Origin of the sequence: Agreia sp. Leaf244 (genome assembly GCF_001422695.1) — a bacterium.
Classification (GTDB): Bacteria; Actinomycetota; Actinomycetes; order Actinomycetales; family Microbacteriaceae; genus Agreia.
In genome coordinates, this window is the sequence record NZ_LMLX01000001.1 from 362484 (window position 1) to 382520 (window position 20037).

Genomic DNA, 20037 nt, shown 5'->3' on the forward strand with positions numbered 1-20037 from the left:
GTGGCACCATGAATACTCGACAGACGAGCCGTAAAGGCTCGGATTGTGTCGAATACTGTTTCTATAGACATAGATTACCGTATCGCACACAGTAGAACAAGTGTTCTAAAGACTAAAGTTGCAAAGATGAGGCGAAGACGATTCGTTTGTGCGGCCCTGACCGCTACCATCGCGACAGCAATCCTCGTCGGCTGCACGAACACACAGGCACCTACGCGGACAAAAGCCCCGACACCCAGCAGCGCGAGCACCTCAGCCATCACTCCCAGCCCGACTCCGACCGTCGTACCTGATAACGCGGGCGACGTCTTCGAGCCCATGTCCTGTACGCCCCTCAGATCCGATGACAAGCCGAAGATCAGTGGCGGACGCCAGCAGATCGCCGTCGACAGCGGACCCCGCGCCGGGGCGACCGGCCAGGCACTGCTCGATCACGACGGCACGCCGGTGGCGTATGTCGTCGCTGCCGATGACATACCCGACTTCATCTCCGACCGCTTCTGCGTCGGACTTGCCTACCTCAACAACGTCAACGGCCCCCGCAGGGGCGGCGCCATGGAGCTCTACGCCGGCGACATCCTCAACTTCGATGCCGAGACCGTCACTACCGTGGGCGACATCAACGGCGACGTAGAGGACTACCCGCTTCCAGACCCTCTCCCGCCGCAACACGCGCCCGAATTCACCCTGCCATGACGTCGCCAGACACTCGCGTGACCGCGCGACCATACGGCATCCAAGCCCGCCTGGCTAGCGCCAGCCCCGTCGCGCACGCGCAGGACTAGCCTTAAGGCACGATCCAACAAGAAACCGCGAAGAAGCGATGCAGGCGACGGGACACCTGTCGTGATCGTGTCGAGGGGGCCGACATGAAGTTCATCCGATGCCAGGGCAAGTCGTTCGTGACGACCGACGATGTCGCACAGGCGGTCTCGAATTTCTCGGCCGCCGCCAGCCGTCGCGGGCGTGTGGTGATCATCGACGTTCCGGTCGTCATCGACCACGATGGCCCGGTCGTGCAGCTCGTTCTCTCCCCGGGCGAAGCCCTCGAGATCTCCGACTCGGCGACGCCGCACCAGGAACTCGACACGACTCCCCTGATCCGATCCCTGACCGAACGCCGCCTGGCCTGGCGGCCCCACACGGCAGAGAACGACTGAATCGGCCAGACGAACAACTGAGCCGGCCACCCGCGCGCTGAAACCGGGCCGGATGCGCGGCTGCACCCCTGAAGGAAACTCGCCGGATACATAAGTCTGGTAGGAATGAGGGATGGATAAGCACGACGAGGTGCATCACTTTGCTCAATCGGGGGAAGGCAGCAAATGAAGCTCTCTGTAATCGGATGCGGATACCTGGGCGCGGTTCACGCCGCGTCGATGGCCGAGCTCGGTCACGACGTGATCGGCATCGACATCGACCAGGCCAAGATCGACGCGTTGGCCGCGGGAAAGGCGCCGTTCTTCGAACCGGGCCTGCCCGAGATCCTCACGTCGGCCACGGCCACGGGTCGACTGCGCTTCTCGACAGACCTCGCCGACGCCGCCGGTAGCCAGGTGCACTTCATCGCGGTGGGAACGCCGCAGAAGAAGGGCAGCTACGCGGCCGACCTCACCTATGTGAACGCGGCGCTCGACGGGCTGCTCCCTTATCTTTCGGATGGCGACCTGGTGGTCGGCAAGTCGACGGTGCCCGTCGGCACCGCCGCCGATCTCGCGGCTAAGGTGACGGCATCCGGCACGGGCGCGATGCTCGCCTGGAACCCCGAGTTCCTGCGTGAGGGCTTCGCCGTTCAAGACACCATCTCTCCCGACCGTCTCGTGTACGGGCTGCCGCCCGAGCCGGCCCAGGCCGAGGCATCCAAGGCCTTGCTCGACGGTGTCTACGAGTCGGCACTCGGCAAGGACACGCCACTGGTGGTCACCGACTACGCGACCGCCGAACTCGTGAAGGTCTCGGCCAACGCCTTCTTGGCGACGAAGATCTCGTTCATCAATGCGATGGCCGAGATCGCCGAGGTCACCGGCGCCGACGTCACGCAGCTGTCGACCGCCATCGGCCTCGACGACCGCATCGGCTGGAAGTTCCTGAAGGCCGGCGTCGGCTTCGGCGGCGGGTGCCTGCCGAAGGACATCCGCGCGTTCACCGCTCGCGCCGAGGAGCTGGGCCGCGGCGAGTCCGTCGCCTTCCTCAAGGAGGTCGACGCCATCAACCTGCGTCGCCGCCAGCGTGTGGTCGACCTCGCGGTCGAGTCGCTCGGGGGCCAGGTGAACGGCAAGAAGATCGCCGTTCTCGGCCTGGCGTTCAAGCCGCACTCCGACGACATCCGCGACAGCCCGGCGCTCGACGTCGCCGTGCAGCTCAAGGGCCTTGGTGCGAACGTCGTGGCCACCGACCCCGAGGCGATCCACACGGCCAGCCGCGTGCATCCACAGCTCACGTACGAGGTCGAGCCGGCCGCGGCGCTGCAGGATGCCGACCTGGTCGTGCTGGTCACGGAGTGGGACGAGTTCCGGCACATGGACCCGGCGTGGGCACTTCCGCTGGTGAAGACGGCGACGATCATCGACGGCCGCAACACACTGGATGCGACGGCCTGGCGCGCCGCTGGTTGGTCTTACATCGGGCTGGGTCGCCCCTAGCAGGCAGTACGAGAAAAAGAGGGACCGCGCCATTGCGGTCCCTCTTTTTCGGTCTCAGCGACTACTTCGGCGGAATGAGCGCCGCGAACTGCTCGGCCGAGTCGCTCTGGAAGGCCGACTTCACGGCCACGAAGGCATCCCAATCGACGTTCACGATCGACTGTCCGTCGCTGGACGTTCCGGTGCCGCTGGTCGGGGCGGTGAAGAACGACACATCGGTAGGAGTCACGTCGCGCAGCTCCACAGCGAGCTGACCCACGTAGCCGGCGTCGAAGCCACTGTCGACCACGAGGTAGGGCGCGATGGCCGAGACGAGTCCGCCGAGGCGGCCGGGGTTTGTGAGGATAGCGGCGTTCATGACCTGACTCATGACCCCCTTCGCGAACTCCTGCTGGTTGCGAGCCCGCTGAAAGTCGCCGTCGTCGAAGGCGTAGCGCTCACGGACGAAGGCGAGCGCCTCCTCCCCGTTCATGGCCTGCATGCCCCGCTCGAAGCGGTGACCGGGCATCTTCGACGAGTCGAATGGGATGGAGTTGTAGACGTTCACCCCGCCGAGCGCGTCTGCCACACCGCGGAATCCCGCGAAGTCGACGACCGCCACGTGGTCGATGCGTGCACCGATCATGCCCTCGATGGTCTGCACGGCCAGGGGCACTCCCCCGTATGAGAGCGCGGCGTTGATCTTCGCCTCTCCGTAGCCGGGAATGTCGACCCAACTGTCGCGCATGATCGACATCACGGTGATGTGCTGGCGATCGGCCGGAATGTGCACGACCATGATCGTGTCGGAGCGCTGGCCCTCGAGGCCGTCGATCGACGTGTTGCCATCCCCACGCGTGTCGGAGCCGAGCACCAGGATGTTCTGGGCGGCGGGGGCAGCGGTCGGCGCCGGCGCCTCCGGCCGCACGTCGGCGGCGGGGAAGGCGTTGGCGAGCTTCACGGTCTTCTGATCCCAGGTCTGCCCGAGCTGCATGGCGTACGCGGCAGCCGACCCGCCTCCGACGAGTGCCAGCACGCCGATGATCACGGCAGTTGTTCTCCACGGATGGCGACGCACCCGTGTCGTCGCCGCTGTGCTCTTCGACATATTGCCACTCTCCATAAAATGAATAATGCTCACTTTATGAGGAAGAGCTGTTCGGCGCTACCCCCTCTCCGAGGGCCGAGGGCACAGATGCAGAATGCCCCCGGCTTTTACCGAGGGCACACACGCAGAATGCCCCCGGCTTTCGCCGAGGGCATTCCGTGTAAGACGCCTACAAGAAGCTATCCGAGTGTCGGTTCAAGACACCTTCCAGGCGTTTGCTAGACCGACGCCTTCTGGCGGCGAACGATGGTGAGAACCACGGTCAGAGCGATACCGAGAGCAAGAGCACCGGCAGCGCCCCAGATGATCAGCATCGGGGTCTCGAGACCCGTGTTGGGCAGAGCACCGTTCGAGCCCGAGCCCGAACCGGCACCCGAGTCAGTCGGAGCAACGGTCAGGGTGCCGACGGCAACCTTTCCGGAGACGCCGGTCACGGTGATGGTGTACGTGCCCGGCTGAGTCGCCGAAGCCGTGTACGAAACCGCTCCCGAGGCGCTTGCCGCCTTGGATGCGGTCGTAACCACCTTGACGACGCCCAGCGTGACTGCATCGGGTGCAGACGCCGTGGTCGGTTCGTTGGCATCGAAGCCGGAGAACGTCAGCGTGGCGGCATCTCCGGGTGCGATCGTGACGGCCGAACCGTCAGTGGTTTCGTAGGCGTTCGCCGCTGCTGGTACTGCGAACACCGCGAGAACTGCAAGTAAGCCTGTTGCAAGGACCTTTTTGAACATGAGAAACTACCCCCAAAATAGTTTGTGATTTCGCCGACACTGGCAGCCCGAGTGGGCATATACCCCAGATTGGGGTATTCCTACTGTAGGGCACTTTCACAGCTAAACTCAACATCTTTTGTTTCGATGCTGTAAACAAGCGGCGTATGTTCGACCAACATCTCCTTCGACCCGGACACATCGCCCAGGAACTGAAACTCCAAAGTTGTGCTCTCTCCTGGCGCTAATTCCACCTGTAATTTGCTCAAGGTGTAACCCTCGTCGGACGCTGGATGATAGTCCGCGGCAACATCGTCGCGGAGCGCGCCGAGGTTGTACAGTCCGGGGGCACCATAAACAGACACATTGGTTCTGATGCTTCCCACGGGGGCGCCACTGACCCCACCTCCTGTCACGTAATCGGGAAGTGACGAAACCGAGTCGGCGAGGAGCGAGTTGGTCAGCGTAATGTTCACAGAGTAGTTCGGCAGCCCGTCCTTCCGGCACACGTTCTGACCAGTTGAAACTGAGACGTCAAGATACGGATCCATCTTCGCGGCAGTCGCGTCGTTGAAGTAGACGCCGAATACTTCAGAAGTAGAACTGCTCATGGGGAGCGACCCGGAAAGCGACGAATCCGCCAAAATTGCCTGATCGTCCGGGTGGGCACTCCACAACAAGACTCGTCGTTCGTCAGCCGCGTGACCTAAAGCATCCACAAGTTTCGTCGCGTCAAGCTCACCGCCGGCGACCTTCTCGAACACAGCCGCCGCAGCCGAAGCGAAGAATACGTCCTGCTCGACGGGTTCTTGATACCTCGAGTAAACGTCCTGAAGTAGAAGCTGCACCGCGTTCTCGCTCGTCAGCACATCGCCCGTTGGGAGTGTTATGGGCCCAGTGGCAGCGAGGAGGTACGAGAGGGCCACTGGATCGAGAGAGACTACGCCGTCAACCTCGAGGCCGAACCGCTCCTTCCACATCTCCCGCGCGATCTGTCCAGAGACCGAGAAATTGGGCGTGAAAGTCACGTCTTGAATGTACTGAGCGGTGTTCTCTCCATATATGGCACGCGTTTCTACCGGAAGATCGATGACAGGAGCTTCGAACTTCGGGAAGTCTCTTGATGACGCCTGTGCCGTCAAGGCCAATGAACCTCCATTGGTCGACACCACCGCCATCGCACCTGGGATGCCACCCGTGGATCTCAGCTCCGCGTTGTTTTGAAATAGAACGAGATAGTTGCGAGGACCATCGTGGCCAAGCATCGAAGGAATGAGTCGCGACGCGCTCTCGATCAACGAGACCGCGTTTGAGGCCTCCGTTAGTGCATTTTTCAACTTGATGCGGGCCTCGGAGACCTGGGCGAGCGTGCCGCCCACATCGATCGAGTCGACGTCGGCAGTAGCTTGAGCCAGAGAGGCTGAAGCCGATGCGAGCGTCGGCTGTGCGTCAACTATGGGCTGCAGGTCAATATGTCCGGCTTGCGGCTTGAAGCTCGATAGGCCGATCGTGCCGGTCAGTGTTGTAAGAGGGACCACGCCGTTCTGCGCGACTTCGTCCCCAGCTGCCGCCAACTCCCTCACGACGCGCAGATTCGCTCCGACCCAAGGAAGCGTTTCACCGGCCCTCCAGATCGGGTCGCTAGTCAATTCCGCCGCTGTGGTGGTGTGCTGAGCTATCCTGTCTGCTGCGGCAGAAGCGCCAGCGACATCGCCCGCGACAACCTGCGCTTTGATTTCAGAAGCAATAGGTACTACCTGGCTCAGTTCTTTCTGCGCAAGATATGCGCGCACTCCGACCCACGATGCGCACAAGATGACCGCCAGCCCGAGTGTCAATGCGAGCCAACCAAACGTGCGGCGAAGGATGCGGGATCGACGTGTTCGACGAGGACGTGCGTGAGTAGGCGACATTGTGCTCATTCGTGTTTTTCGGAAGTATTTCGGGTGATGGTCGACGGCTCGCTCAATCGCCAGAGAAGCCCTTTACCGCGAAGAAAGTCCTGTCACGCCCCCGCCGAACCACATTCATTAGCTCGGAGGGCGAGTAGAGAAATACCATCGCTGCTCTGTGACTGAATCTGAGTACCGCATGGGGCGCACTATGGGCTCGAATTCGATGAGCTGCAAGCCTCAGGATACGAACATCGTCCTTGCTCAAAGTCGACCGGTGCTTTCGCAAGTACGCCTCGGTGCCACGCGCGCGCGTTTCGGTCTTTGCGGTAAGTTGCCCCTGGCTGTGTTTCCGCTGATTAACGAGTCGCTCGCTGACAACGGCATAACGCAATCCCCGCATGAGAAAGCGGTAGAGGAAATCGGTGTCGTTCTTCACGCGGAGAAGCGGGTCGTATCCGCCGAGGTCCCAGAACGCTGAAGATCGAATAACAACATTGCTGCCAGTCGCACCGGGGTTCATCGCGGCAGCGTCTGCTGCAATAAGTCCCGTACGAATCGCCTCTCCGGGTCGGGTTTCATCGGCCGAGAATTCAAGAAGCCATGTCACCACCATGTCCACGGAGGCAACCAGTTGCTTGCGAACCTCAGCTAAGTAGGTTCGAGACCAGGTGTCGTCATCGTCCAGAAACGCGAGAACCTCCCCCTTAGCCGATCGTGCCCCGGTATTTCGAGATTCAGACGCCCCGCCTGGTCGGTCCGTATAGGTAATGAAGGTAATCGGCACGGAGGTAGTCGATTGTGCGAAATCGCAAACCATCTTTGACGGAGAGTCGTCGACGTCGCTGACAACGACAATCTCATCCGGCAGGGAGGATTGCGCCAAAACGGAGCCCAAGGCCTCCTCGAGTAGATTGCTTCTCGAGTGGGTCGGAATGACACAACTTATAAACACCACGTGAATCCCCCAATATACGTGTTGGTGCTTCCAAATCTAGGCCGGAATTACGCCCTCCTGCGCCCCAGAGCCAATCGCATGAACTGAGTCAGAACTCTGATATCCGCACGAACCCTAGGGAAGATAACCCATGCCACAAGGTACCAAATAGCGGCGGCACCTATGCCACCGAAGACACGTGCCATTGGACCGGCCGACTCCAGGACCGTCGACGCGGCAAATGCCAGAATGGCGGCCGGCGCACCGAATGTGCCGATGGCCCTCAGGGCATCCCCGAAGAACGGCCGCACGTTGATCTTCGCCTGCCGGCCAACCCACAATAGAGAGGCAATCCAAAATAGTCCGTATCCGACCGAGTGGCCGATGGCTACTCCCATGGCTCCCCATGGCAGTCCGGCCAACATGACCACAACAACAGCCGGCTGAGCGACGAGGTAGAACCAGAACTGCTGTTTGGCCATGCCTTTCGCCATGTAGATCCAATAGGAGATCTGCACCACCGCCCGGAAGATGCCTCCTATTGCCAAGACTTGAAGAATCTGTCCCGCTTCTTGCCACTGAGCTCCCAAAACCCAGACCACAATCTGTTCTCCGATGGCAGCCACGACTGTGAACAGGCTGGCGGTGACGTAGAGCGCGATGAGCTGTGCTTGCCGCAGGTATCGGACAAACTTTTCTTGCTCGTCCGAGATTCGAGACAGAACTGGAATGGCGACTCGTGAGAGCGGCGTATTGATCTGCGTCAGAGGCATAACAAGAAGCTGGTAGGCCCGGTCGTACATTCCCAGACTCGCCGCACCCCACACTCGACCGATAGCGATGCTGTCCACATTGCGTGTGGCGTAGGAGACGAGCTGTGTTGCCGCGAAGCTCATCCCAAACTTAATAAGCCCACCCATTTCAGCCCGGCCAGGGAGCCCTGGCATCCACCGAGCAAAAATGACCGCGAGCGCAAGCCCTGCAACCGATACGACCAGCTGCTGGGCAACAAGAGCCCAGTATGTCCCCTGATACAAGGCCAGCCCCAAGGCTGCAGCGAACGCCAACGCGTAGGGGACGATATCTGCGACCGCTAGCGCAACAAATCGAAGTTCACGGTTTATTCGGACACGGAACTGGGTCGAGATACCGTTCACCACGAACGTCATCGAAAGTACGTGAACGATTCCGACCAGTTCGGGCCGACCGTAGAACAGGGAAATGGGCACTGCAAGGAAAAAAAACAGAATGGTCAGGATCGCGCCAACGCCGACGTTAATCCACAGAAGGTTGGACTGCTGCTGCTGAGACAACTCCTTCGCCCGAAGCGCTGACATCGAGAGCCCGAAGTCCCTGAATATCTCTCCAACGCCGACAATTGCTACGACCATGGCGATAATGCCGTAGTCGCTTGGCGAAAGGAGCCGCGCCAAGACGATGGTCGACGCGAGCATGAGAACGAGTTTGATCCCCTGAGAGGCAATCGTTACTGCGCTCCCTCGCGCCGCGCTTGAGGCTAAGCCACTCATCTAGGCGCCGTCTCAGACGCCAGGCTTCCGGGCTGCCTCTGCGCTATTCCAACCATCTCCTTCGACAGAACAGCAAGGTCCGCCCGCGCGGCGGACACTATTTCACTCAACCGCGAGTCGCTTTGAACGATTCCGACTATTCGATGAGGGTCGTTTTCATCTGCGGCGGAAAAGCAAGACGATCTCAAGCCAACAGCTCCGAGCGTTCTATCAACCTTTTCCGGCGATCCCACCGTGTATCCGACGGGAACGGCTCCTTCAGTGGCCCCGATAATAAGGGCGTGCAGTCGGTCGCTCAAGACGGCTCCACTCTGGCGATAGATCTCACGCACGACGGTCTCCTGCGCCGCGTGATCCTCTCCATGCCACTCCATGGCGTTCGCTCCCCCACCGAGCTTCGCGGCAATTTCCACCGATCGAGACGAGTCTCGCCTGACTTGCGTCAAGATGACAGGTGTCAGTTGCAGCGCTTCAGCGGCCCGCCTTACACCTGCGTACCACGTCGCAGTGGGGGCAGGTCGGTCGCCTCGCATTGAGATGGCCAAGAATTGCCTGTCCGATTCTGGACTTGCCCAACTGGACTCTGCGGTCGGTGTACCGAGCGCAAAAGCCCAGTCGGGCGAAACTCTTCCGATTCGCGCATAGTCTCGGCTCTTCTGATCACGCCATGTGACCAGGTTGCTCATGCGCAACGCCAAAGGTGGAACCGTCAATCTTCCATTGTCGGCGCCTCTCAGCCCGACGCCTGTCTGGATAATGGCCGCGCCACGTAGCCTGGCGAGGATCAAAGACGCGGCCTGTCGTCCGCCGAGGTAGAGCCGACGACGATGCACCTGACTCTCGCCAGCGTTAAGAACGAAGGTCGCTTCGCTGGGACGCATTTTCGAAAAAGAACTCAGCCATTCAGACCGCGACCGAAAGACACGATCTCCTTCTGCGAGACCGGCGGCGCGGCAATACCCGTCGCTGTTTGATCCGATCAATACATAAAGTTGGAGACCCCCCGATCTCAATGCCTCGAGCAACCCCCGCCGTAGGACGGAGTCACCGAGATTATCTTCCTGGCCAATGACTGAAACGAAGACGCTCTGCACGTCGGCAAGCATAACTATGTCGTCTCGCTTGTCGAGGTTGGACGGTTCGGCGACATATAACGCGGAAAATCGCGGCAGTCAGACTAAAGACCTGGTCAATTGATGTTTAGATTCATTGCCTTCGAACCTGTCATTCTCCAGGACGCCACCTTTACCCGGTCGGAAAAGCCAAATTGTGGCCCACATTTCACACGATCGAAACACCTGGCGCCGATTGGCAGCCACCTGCCCGTTAACATTGTCGAGAGGCAGGGGGAGTCTCGTTTCATCGGGCGTTTGCGCGGCACCCTCAGCTATTGACCACGTTCTTTCGGCAGGTCAGTTGCCTGAGACAGGAGACCCGTGACCGATACGAACGTAAGCACCGAACCAGCCCAGTCGACGGCAGGACGGCCCGAGGCGAAGTCACGCCCGGGATTTCGTCCTGACATCGAGGGCCTTCGAGCGGTCGCCGTTCTGGCCGTTGTGCTCTACCATGTCCACTCGGGCTGGCTTCCTGGTGGATTTATCGGTGTCGATATCTTCTTCGTCATCTCCGGTTTTCTCATCACGCAACAGATGCTCCGGGAGCGGGAGAAGACTGGCCGAATCGGCCTCGTCCGTTTTTACTCGAAACGAATGACTCGCCTTATCCCTGCAGCAACCGCAGTACTGATGGTGACCGCGGGTTCCGTCTACCTCTTCGTTCCACGCATCCACTGGTCGCAATTTGGACAGGACATAGTTGGGGCCGGCGCCTACGTCATTAACTGGACGCTTGCAGCGCGATCGGTTGACTACCTCGCGGAAGACGCGGCCGCGTCGCCCGTCCAACATTTCTGGTCTCTAGCCGTAGAAGAACAGTTCTACCTCCTGTGGCCACTCCTGATCATATTGGCTGGCTACGCCGCATCTCGTATGAAAGGTTCGCACTTCGCGAGGATCTTTCTTGGCATCGCAATCATCGCGACCGCACTCTCTCTGACATACGCCATTTGGGCAAATTTCGATGGCGATGCGACCGCCTACTTCTCATCGTTGTCCCGTCTTTGGGAGCTTGCCGTAGGCGGCGCCGCGGCCATCTCCGTTCCATTCATACGGAGCCGTATCGGCGTCCTCGCCAGCGAGCTCGTAACCGCGTTAGGCGTCGCGTTGGTCCTGTTCTCGCTGGTCACCATTGACGCAGAACAAGGATGGCCAAGCCCCCTCACGATATTGCCCGTTATGGGCACCGTTCTTGTGCTCACCCTCGGAAACGATCGAAGCTTCCGCAGTCCCGTGACGAAAGTTCTTGGGGCCAGGCCGATGGTGTGGATCGGAGGCCTGTCCTATTCGTTTTACCTGTGGCACTGGCCTCTCATCGTTCTCGCCGCATATGCAACCTCATCCGCAAGCACTTGGGTCTCAGTCGTCGCCGCCGCTGTCTCAATCCCGGTCGCGTGGCTTTCGCTGAGACTCATCGAGAATCCTGTCAGGTATTCAGAATGGGCCCGCTCCAAAACGCGGCACGGAATTTACATAGGACTCGGCGGTGCCGCTACCTCGATCATCTTCGGTCTTCTGCTCGTTCTCGCTGCTCCTCAAAATATTCTGCTCAAGCCCGACGGGGCGGTGGCCGAGGGGGCGAAGATATTGGCCCCAGTAGTTGCCGAGACTTCTCCTGCCCTGCTAAGCGAGCCTCCTGCGTGGATCACGCCCGACCCCATGAATGCAACATCGGACGTCCCGGCCATCTACGCAGACGATTGCCAACAAGTGGACGCGGACGCGGAAGCCATCTCTTGCACCTACGGCGACACCGATTCTCCGAAAGTGGTGGCCTTGGTAGGCGATTCCAAGGCAGCGCAATGGCTCCCCGCTCTTGACGCATTCGCTCAAACGAGTGGACTGAGGCTTGTGACCTTCGCGAAGAGCCGTTGCGCATTCACAGACTCTCTCCCCCTCGTGGGTGGCAAGCCGTACAACGCGTGCGCGGCCTGGAATTTGAATGTCCTCGATGACCTTCGCGAGCTGAAACCGGTATCCGTCATCACATCGCAAGTAGGCACGAAGGCAGCGTCATCCGAGACCTCCGTCACGGAATCCGAGGAGATGAGTCAGGGCATGGCTCGTCAGTGGCAGAAGGTAATGGATATGGGAACCCAGGTAATCGTGATCGGCGACAATCCCAACCCGGGGAGCAACGTATATGAATGCGTCGCAGAGAACCCGGAGATGATCGACAGTTGTTCCTTCGATAAGACAGCAGCAGTCGCAAGAAGTGCCTTGCCGCTTCAGCTAGAGGCGCTCGCCAGTCTCGGCGGTCGAGTAATCAGCGCCTCCGGCGATGAGACCAGTGGCGCAGACACTCGAATAGCACTATTGGATTTGACCGACGCCGTGTGCCCAACCTCCGGCAGCGGAACGAAATGCCAACCGGTTATCGGCAATGTCCTTGTCTACCGACAAGGATCGCACCTCACAAAAACATATGTGCAATCAATGGAAAACCGTCTAGATCCACTCCTCGACCGGGCCGGAGTCTTGGGAAAATGAACTCAACAAAGTCCCCTCCGGCTAGCTCCCGTGATGCTGAACTTCTCCCTCTAGCCCGACGCACTACCTGGCTCGGATTTGCATGGATCCTTGTGATTGCCGCCACGCCTGTATTCCGACTTCTTTTGGCGAACTTAGGGGATCGTTTAATTCTCGCTGTTCAAGTGCTGATCGTTCTAACGCTTCTTCTGGGTCGGGCTCGAAAGCCATTCGGGTCTCCACTTTGGATTGCCGCCGGCTGCCTCATCCCGGTGGCCGGAGCCGTTGCAGGTCAAGCTTCTGACGTCGCGGCAAGCTTCTCGACAGCTATCAACTTGACCATCCTCGTTGGCTTGCTCCCCTTCGCTTTGCGATACTTCACAGCGACCGAACGCAGCTGGAGTAGTCGCGCCATAACTGCTTTCTTCGTCGTTCAATCGATCTCCGCCTTGGCTGGCATCCTCCAGCTTCAGCTTGGTCTCGAGTTTTTCAGCAATAGCGCGCGGGACGGTAGAGCAAACGGTCTCGCCGGCCACCCCAACGTGCTTGGGTTCATGTGCACAATAGCGATACTTGCGAGTGCGTACCTTCTTCCTCGGGCAAGTAGAAAACTTCGATTGCTCCTCGTTGTCGTTCTCTCGGTCAACTTCTTTGCCCTGCTGGGGACTGGAAGCTTGAGCAACCTAGCCGGTCTTATCGTCGGGGGGATCTTGCTCCTCATCGCAATGCGGGCAACGATCAAAGTGGTTTTCTGGACCGTCACGGCCTCCCTTCTCTCGATTCCATTCTTCGCTTTGACCGGCGCCTCGCTATCAGAGCTCACGGGCGGTCTACAGGGCCGAGTAGACGTCGTCACCGGCGAGACTAGCGGAGTTGGCTCGCTCCAAATCAGACAGCAGACGTGGGCATCAGCATGGGCTCGAATTCAGGAAGATCCCTTCGGTGGCTCGGGTATGGATGCCATGCATCAGGCGGTCTACGGCACGACCGTGACCCACAACATCATTTTGCGTTTCTGGTACCAGGGTGGACTCATCCTGCTGATCGCACTTATCTGCGTACTGATCGTGATGCTCGGCATCATAATCAGATCGCTACGAACGGGTCGCGATGCTGGGCCGGCAGCGGTGCTGGCCTCGATCATCACATTCGCGATGACATCCGCGCTGTATACGGAAGCACAGTACTGGATTCCCATCTGCCTTGCCGTTGCGCTCGTAGGCCTCCCCGGTGGAAGAGATGACGGCTCTCTGGAGCCGGCAGGGGATACACCGCGAACTGCGGTCCAGACCCAGCCCTTACGAAAAGGTTGATCCCAACGAAGAAGACGGTTGCCGATTTCCCACGGAGTTGAGAAGACCTTCTAGTTTCGCCTCCATGGACTGGTCGCCAACTTGGATATGGCATAGGCCGGATCCTTCATCAGCCACTGAGACATTGATCGCAGAGCTCTGAGCCGATGGCCCTGCGCCCAATGTGCCCTGGCAACTCTCGCAATCGCCGCCATCTGTCGTCGTCGGATAGACATGAGATCAATGGGAATCTCGAGAGCTTTCGCGTAGTAGTCGCGGATGGACTCTTTCGCCTCAATCGCGGAGTCTGCCGAGGCGACAGATTTGCCGCCAGCAAGGCTGTACCTGCAAGTGAAATCATCGCGCACATCGACCCCGCCCGTCATCGACAATCGAATGAGAAGTTCATAGTCTTCAGCAAAGCGCGGGGCTAGGGGTTCCGGATCCAAATCCCTCGCCTCGAAGTATGCAGAACGCCGCACGACCGCAGCGGCCGGCGGCCACGGACCATGTCCGTGCACAAGGAGCGTTTGTGTAGTCACTGGATCGAAGCGAATCGGAAAAGGGCGTTCGAGACCGTCTCCGCCCACCCCTATCACTCTTCCGGCTGCGACGACGAGATCATTGTTAGCCTGGAGGACCTCGACTGAGCGTCGGACACCATCTGGCACGAGCTCGTCGTCGGCGTCCAAGAAGATCAAGAAATCTCCCGCTGCTTGACCAGCGCCATTCTTTCTCGCTTCCGCCGCACCTGAATTGATTTGAACAAAGCATCGCGCTCCGGCGGCTCGAGAAAGCTCGGCCGTGGAGTCGTCGGACCCATCGTCGACGACTATGACTTCGCCAGCCCCGGCCGAGAAGGCTGACTGGATCGCTTGCCGAATTGTCTTCTCAGCCCTATATGCAGGAATTACAACGGAGAGAATCAATTCGCCTCCTCTTTCCTCTGTGTCAGTCACGTGCTTCAGCACCGTCCACTTGCTGATGGCGTTCTGGCGAGACTCCCGCGGTCTGTCTTAGCCGGTCAACAAGGTATTGTCTCTGCGACCGTATCGCGGACCTCGTCGAGGCCAGTTTCGCGTCGTAGGCCGAGCGAGCATCCGGATTCGCGATGAGCTCTGCGCTCATCTTTTCGACGGCCGCCGGGTCGAAGTCATTGACGTTGAAGACATACTCCGACAGGTTTAGATCTCCAAAAGCGCCGAACCCCTTGCGCTCGTACGCCAGGTGGATGACCCAATGACCAGCATTGAGTGCCATCAGGGCTGCATGGAGTCGCACGGCGATGACCACACGTCGAGGGCCTGTATCGCTAAGCAGATCTGCACGACTCAGCGTGGTTCGGGGCTTAAGGGAGGCCATCGCTTCCGTATCGTCGTTGCTGGCTCCAGTGCTCTGCACATACCCGTCGAAGGTTCCCAGTCGCCGACTCAGGTCGACCACGTAAGGGCTGAGCTTCCCCCGGACGGACCTCACAGTCAGCACCGGCACCGTCTCTGGCAGGTCGGTCGACCTAGGAGCCCTGTTCTCGCTCAACAGAGCCAAGTCAGGTATTCGAACGGTGTTGTCCAGCGCCAGTTCATCGACGCTGCGATCATCCCGAAGGAATATGAGGCTGACGTTTCGAAGCAGACGTCGGGCTACAAAGCGCGATCCGAATCGCAACGGACCAATACTTTGAGGTAGGTAGACGACGGGAGTTGACGTTCGAGATGCACGCCAAAGTTGATACCCGTGCGCGAGAAGAGTCTTGGCTCCCTCGACCAGGTGTCCCGCCCGCAGGTACCCACCTCCAACCGCGAAGATCATGTCAAATGAATCAAGGCTGTGGAGGGTGCGAATGAACTCTCGGGTTACGCCTCGTCTGCCTACTGAGCCATCGACCACGACGGAGTCGATGAGCTCGAATGTCTCGGGATGCAGTGCGACGATCGTGACATCCGACACAGCTGGGAAGGCCTCCTTGATTGCACCAAGACTCTCCGTAACGAGCAAGCCGTCACCCGCGTTCGTCGCACTATAGGCGTGAAGCAGCGCAATCCTCACTCGGAAACCACCTCTCCGTAGACGCGTATATGCTCATCCACGCTCTTCCCCCACTCGAATTGTCTGGCCCACTCTCGCCCGTCGTCCGGAACGCGCGCGAGCCAAGCAGTATCCGAGAGAGCTTTAGAAATCGTGTCGGCAAGGCCGTAGGCCGTCAGATCTGACATCTCATAGGCCGGTCCCGCAACTTCAGCGAGCGATCCCCTCCGCGATGTCACGACTGGCGCTCCAGCAGCCATTGCTTCAAGAACCGGGAATCCGAATCCTTCATACAGACTCGGGAATACGAAGAGTGAGCAGGCCTGCATCAACGCGACGCGGTCTGAGTCGCTCACGAAGCCCAAGTACTGCACGTTGGATGCAGCATTGATCGTCTTCATCGCATCGTCGAAGTTCCAGGCTGGCTTTCCCGCGATCAGCAGCGGAACACCGAATGAGCGAATCTCGTCGGTCTCAAATGCTCTGACCAAGTCAATTAGGTTCTTGCGCGGTTCAACGTTCCCCAAGTAGAGGACGAACTGAGACGGAATTTGCGCCCTGAGCTCGTCTGAGATGACTCGAGGAGAACTGAACATCTCGGAGTCGATGCCGTGCGGAATGACAGTGATCAGCTGCCTCTCGACTCCGAATACCTCGCTAATGTCGTCAGCAGCCGACTGCGACACGGTAATCAGCCGACGCGTGGACTTGATCGCCGTCGATACACGGAAGCGCCACGTCGCCTCCTGTCGCGCAGTCCTGGCCACATCGATCCAGCGACTGGCGACTCCGTGTACGGTAACGACCGATGCTCCTCGCGTATGGAGAAGCGGCCCGGTGTCGGCTGAATAGTGCAGAATTTCACCCGGTGACGACGTCAGGCCTCGGAGTGTTTCGCGCGCCATCGTCGAGATTCTGCCGCGCCCGCTCGGAATGAGACCCGTCGCTATTCCCCGCTGCTTCAGACCGTCTCGGATGTTGAGCGCATAGGTCGTGTTACCACCCACGTGCCTATTGACAATTCGATCGGGAAAAAATACTTTCACTTTTGCGATCCCCCGCTTCGTATCGATAGATACATTGATTTCAACGCCGCGGCCTGTCTTTCCGAATTCATGGAGCTCAACAGTTCTTGGCCTGCGGCAGTTGCCTCATGACGCTCTTGCTGATCGGTCAGCACTAGGGAGATCTGTCGAGCAGCGCTGGAAACATCATCGACCTGCAAGATTGGAGTGCCCTCGAACGCAGCAATTCGACGAGCGACAATGGGCACTCTCCGGGCCGCGGCATCGAGGAGGCTTAGAGGAAACCCTTCGTAGCGCGCTGAATGGAAGTAGATGGCAGGCAGATCCAGCGCGGCCGCAACTTCCCGCTTGTTCAGCCATCCGGTAACCTCGATACCGGTTGATTCGAGGATCTGTCGGGCTTCTGACGGACCATCGCCGATCCAGCGGAAACGGACGTCCGGGACCTGACGTCGCACCTCTCTAGCAACGTCCGCGAAAAACACCGGATCCTTCTGCGAACACACACGGCCGATCATGACGACGTCAGCGAGGGCGTCACCCGTCGCCCTGTATTCTCGAACATCCATTGTCGGCGCGTTGGGAATGAAGTAGCGAGTCACACGCGCGTTCAGGGATTTCGCCAACCTGTCCTCATGTGGGGATAGAACAGCGATGCCTGCGGACCGTGGTGCCAGAAACTTCTCGACGACTCGGAAAATGAATCTCGGCAACCGACCGGATTCTGAGTCGGTGAACTTGTACCCGTGCGGCTGATAAATCACTCCTCTGCCGAACGGCAACAACCGGGTGTACAGACCCGCCCAACTTGAATGGGCATGGACCACATCTGGCTGCAGTCGATTCACTGTGCGCCGCACAGCGAGCGTGCGTGCCACAAGCGAAGAAGGTAACGGAGTTATCGAGGCGTAGTTACCGTCAGCGGCCGGCTCTTCCTTGCCGGACCACAGCAAATGATGCTCGTTATCCGGCGTCAGTCGCACAGCAGTCTCGATCGCCCGGCTTATGCCCCCGGCATGACATTCCGTCACGTGCAGAATCCGCATAGGTTCCGTCACGACGCAAGCCCCAAATTGCCAGTCATCAGTATGCTCCCTCTCGCGCGAAGACCGCACGTCCGGTTCTCCACAGGATCAGCAGATCACCGGTGATCGACCAGTTCTCCACGTAGAACAGGTCCAGCCGCACTGTGTCCTCCCACGACAGATTTGACCTACCGCTCACCTGCCAGAGTCCGGTGATTCCCGGTTTGACAAGGAATCGGCGGTGCACGTGCGGATCGTAAAGATTGACCTCTCGCTCAAGGGGTGGTCGAGGGCCAACGAGCGACATGCTCCCACCCAGCACGTTGAAGAGCTGCGGGAGTTCGTCAAGACTGAAGCGTCGGAGGATGCGGCCAATTGGCGTAACTCGTGGATCGTCCGACATCTTGAAAAGAACCGAGTTGCCTTTGTCTCTCTGCTGCAATTGCAGTTGTTCGAGCATCTCCTCGGCATTCGTCACCATCGACCTGAACTTGAGCATCTCGAACCTGGAGCCGTTGATTCCCACTCGCTCCTGCCGGAACAGAACCGGACCGGTCGACGTCAATCGAACTGCGACCGCGATCCCGGCGAGCAAGGGCGAAATCAACACCACGAGTACCCCAGCGACAAGAACATCGAAACTGCGTTTGGTGAACTGTTTTGCGCCTGTGTATCTGGGTGTCTCAACGTGAATGAGAGGCAGACCCGCCACCGGACGCGTGTGAATACGCGGTCCTCCGATGTCGGTCAAACTTGGCGCCACAACCAGATGTTGGCGGCCAGGCTCGAGGCTCCAACTGATCTCGCGAATCTTCGTGGCGGAGAGCTCCTCGCTACTCGTGATGATGACCGTGTCGGCGCCAGCTGTTGACATTGCCAACGGAAGATCATCAGCGCTGAAGTACGACGGGACATCGAGTTCGGACGAACCTCCCTTAGGTACTGGGCCGAGGACGCACGCCCCCACTACGAGATAGCCCGCTTCCCCTTGGCGAGCCAGCTCTTGGGCGATGTGGAGGACCGAGGGAAACGAACCGATGAGAACCACCCTCGACGAATAGTTCCCGGCAAGACGTTGCACCTTTAGCCATTGACGCCACATCCAGCGCGAAAACATCAACACCAGAACGCCCCCGGGCAGCGCGATGAGGATATAACCGCGAGCTAGGTCGATCTGAAAGAGATACGCGACGATGGCAAGGATTCCAAACAGCCGGACGCTGGCGTCGGCTATGAGCCGATATTCCTGCGTTCCCGTACCAAGAACACGGTAGCTTCTGGTCCCGAAGACGCTCAGCATGAACATCCAGGCGACCGCCAGAATTACTGAGATCAACGTGTAACTGACGGCAAGATCCAAGTCGGTTCCGCGGAATGCCACATCAGCGCTGCTCAGCCCAAACCATGCGATCTGGACGCCGAAAATTACCCAGATGAGAACGAGGCCGTCGGTGATCATGAGCCTGAAGGCATAAACCTCGCGCCAATTCCGGCCGCTTGTCCGATTCCGAGCCTGTACGGATCCGTTCGTCTGGCTACTCATTGCTCGTCGACCTCTGGATAGGTCCACCTGCAGGAGTATCTCTCCGTGCACCACCCGCGGGTAGATCACGTAACGCCGAAGGCTCATGCCACGCCGCTGCGAAGGCCGACACTACAGAATCCATGGTCTGATCGATCTCTCGGCCGACCAATTCGTAAATCGAATGAGACCGACGGTATGGGTCGACAATGTCGTCATCACCCGGCTCAATGGGAGGAACAGCAAATCCACGGTAGCGAGCTAGGTCAGTGACGACTGAACCTGGTGTTGCTCCGCCAACATGCGTCTGATCACGAACTTCATTGGCAACGGCACTCACACGCGCGAATTCTTTGAGCGTGAATGTGTAACGAGATGCCCGAGGATGAAGTGAGACGACCGCCGCGCGATGCTCGCGCGTTGCAGTAAGAATGAGGCTCGATCGCTCGATTAGTTGACGAGTCAATTGAGCTGCTTGGTGCTGGCCAGGGTCTCCCCCGTAGCTGACGGAGATCTCCCGGGCCTCGGGAGTCATCTCCTGCCCTGGCAAGGCATTTGTGCCCGCACTTGAGATCGTGATTGATGCAGTTGAACGCGGCAGTCGCGCACGAAGAAGCTGTTCCATAATCGGTGAGCGACAAATATTGCCGGTACACACCGTCAGTATCTGAAACGACTCGACATGACTTTGATCAAGCATTGATTCTCTCCCCCAAAAAAATCATGAATGCCGCCTACACGGCGCTAGCCGATGTCTCCGATTC

17 protein-coding genes are annotated in these 20037 nt (G+C 59.2%); 5 read left to right on the forward strand and 12 right to left on the reverse strand.

Annotated features, from left to right (window positions below; genetic code table 11):
• The first annotated feature begins 318 nt into the window (after window positions 1-318).
• The 3 genes from ASF06_RS01680 to ASF06_RS01690 all read left to right on the forward strand — a co-directional run bounded on the left by ASF06_RS01680 (window position 319) and on the right by ASF06_RS01690 (window position 2642).
• Window positions 319-696 carry a hypothetical protein gene (locus ASF06_RS01680; RefSeq protein ID WP_055942522.1) on the forward strand — a complete coding sequence of 126 codons (378 nt, stop codon included), beginning with the start codon at window positions 319-321 and terminating at the stop codon, window positions 694-696.
• Window positions 697-869: 173 nt separating this feature from the next.
• Entirely contained in the window at window positions 870-1160 is a 291-nt protein-coding gene (locus ASF06_RS01685; protein WP_055942524.1) for a hypothetical protein, read from the forward strand.
• Between the two features lie 165 nt (window positions 1161-1325).
• Complete coding sequence (locus ASF06_RS01690) at window positions 1326-2642, forward strand: UDP-glucose dehydrogenase family protein (RefSeq protein WP_055942527.1); 1317 nt, start codon at window positions 1326-1328, stop codon at window positions 2640-2642.
• Between the two features lie 61 nt (window positions 2643-2703).
• Here the strand turns inward: ASF06_RS01690 and ASF06_RS01695 are convergent, their stop codons facing one another.
• The 6 genes from ASF06_RS01695 to ASF06_RS20155 form a co-directional block, all read right to left on the reverse strand.
• Window positions 2704-3729, reverse strand: a complete 1026-nt coding sequence (locus ASF06_RS01695) for an LCP family protein (protein WP_162237666.1) — start codon at window positions 3727-3729, stop codon at window positions 2704-2706.
• Window positions 3730-3947: 218 nt separating this feature from the next.
• A complete protein-coding gene (locus ASF06_RS01700; protein WP_055942533.1) occupies window positions 3948-4415 on the reverse strand; it encodes a hypothetical protein in 468 nt (155 codons plus the stop codon).
• A gap of 125 nt (window positions 4416-4540) precedes the next feature.
• Window positions 4541-6232 (reverse strand): DUF4012 domain-containing protein, encoded by a 1692-nt coding sequence (locus ASF06_RS01705; RefSeq protein ID WP_162237667.1) that lies wholly within the window; start codon window positions 6230-6232, stop codon window positions 4541-4543.
• Between the two features lie 172 nt (window positions 6233-6404).
• Window positions 6405-7289: a glycosyltransferase family 2 protein gene (locus ASF06_RS19005; protein ID WP_162237668.1), complete on the reverse strand. Its 885-nt coding sequence runs from the start codon at window positions 7287-7289 to the stop codon at window positions 6405-6407.
• A 47-nt stretch (window positions 7290-7336) separates the two neighbouring features.
• The gene (locus ASF06_RS01710; RefSeq protein ID WP_082500626.1) at window positions 7337-8797 is read right to left on the reverse strand and encodes a lipopolysaccharide biosynthesis protein; all 1461 of its coding nucleotides are present in this window, start codon (window positions 8795-8797) and stop codon (window positions 7337-7339) included.
• Window positions 8794-9903, reverse strand: a complete 1110-nt coding sequence (locus tag ASF06_RS20155; protein ID WP_442853919.1) for a polysaccharide pyruvyl transferase family protein — start codon at window positions 9901-9903, stop codon at window positions 8794-8796. Before ASF06_RS20155 ends, ASF06_RS01710 begins: the two co-directional genes overlap by 4 nt.
• Window positions 9904-10233: 330 nt before the next feature.
• Between ASF06_RS20155 and ASF06_RS01715 the strand changes: the two genes are divergently transcribed.
• Window positions 10234-12405 carry an acyltransferase family protein gene (locus tag ASF06_RS01715; protein WP_082500627.1) on the forward strand — a complete coding sequence of 724 codons (2172 nt, stop codon included), beginning with the start codon at window positions 10234-10236 and terminating at the stop codon, window positions 12403-12405.
• A gap of 314 nt (window positions 12406-12719) precedes the next feature.
• Window positions 12720-13697 (forward strand): O-antigen ligase family protein, encoded by a 978-nt coding sequence (locus tag ASF06_RS01720; protein ID WP_157439037.1) that lies wholly within the window; start codon window positions 12720-12722, stop codon window positions 13695-13697.
• Window positions 13698-13747: 50 nt separating this feature from the next.
• Here ASF06_RS01720 and ASF06_RS01725 read toward each other — a convergent pair whose 3' ends face one another.
• The 6 genes from ASF06_RS01725 to ASF06_RS20160 form a co-directional block, all read right to left on the reverse strand.
• Window positions 13748-14635, reverse strand: coding sequence for a glycosyltransferase family 2 protein (locus ASF06_RS01725; RefSeq protein ID WP_200920284.1), 888 nt, complete (start codon window positions 14633-14635; stop codon window positions 13748-13750).
• Complete coding sequence (locus ASF06_RS01730; protein WP_157439038.1) at window positions 14628-15722, reverse strand: polysaccharide pyruvyl transferase family protein; 1095 nt, start codon at window positions 15720-15722, stop codon at window positions 14628-14630. Before ASF06_RS01730 ends, ASF06_RS01725 begins: the two co-directional genes overlap by 8 nt.
• The gene (locus tag ASF06_RS01735; protein WP_200920285.1) at window positions 15719-16606 is read right to left on the reverse strand and encodes a glycosyltransferase family 4 protein; all 888 of its coding nucleotides are present in this window, start codon (window positions 16604-16606) and stop codon (window positions 15719-15721) included. The genes ASF06_RS01730 and ASF06_RS01735 overlap by 4 nt, the downstream gene beginning before the upstream one ends.
• A 137-nt stretch (window positions 16607-16743) precedes the next feature.
• Entirely contained in the window at window positions 16744-17772 is a 1029-nt protein-coding gene (locus tag ASF06_RS19010) for a glycosyltransferase (RefSeq protein ID WP_082500628.1), read from the reverse strand.
• Between the two features lie 37 nt (window positions 17773-17809).
• The gene (locus tag ASF06_RS01745) at window positions 17810-19210 is read right to left on the reverse strand and encodes a sugar transferase (RefSeq protein ID WP_235500859.1); all 1401 of its coding nucleotides are present in this window, start codon (window positions 19208-19210) and stop codon (window positions 17810-17812) included.
• A 76-nt stretch (window positions 19211-19286) separates the two neighbouring features.
• Window positions 19287-19973, reverse strand: a complete 687-nt coding sequence (locus ASF06_RS20160; RefSeq protein WP_082500629.1) for an arsenate reductase/protein-tyrosine-phosphatase family protein — start codon at window positions 19971-19973, stop codon at window positions 19287-19289.
• Window positions 19974-20037 lie beyond the last annotated feature (64 nt).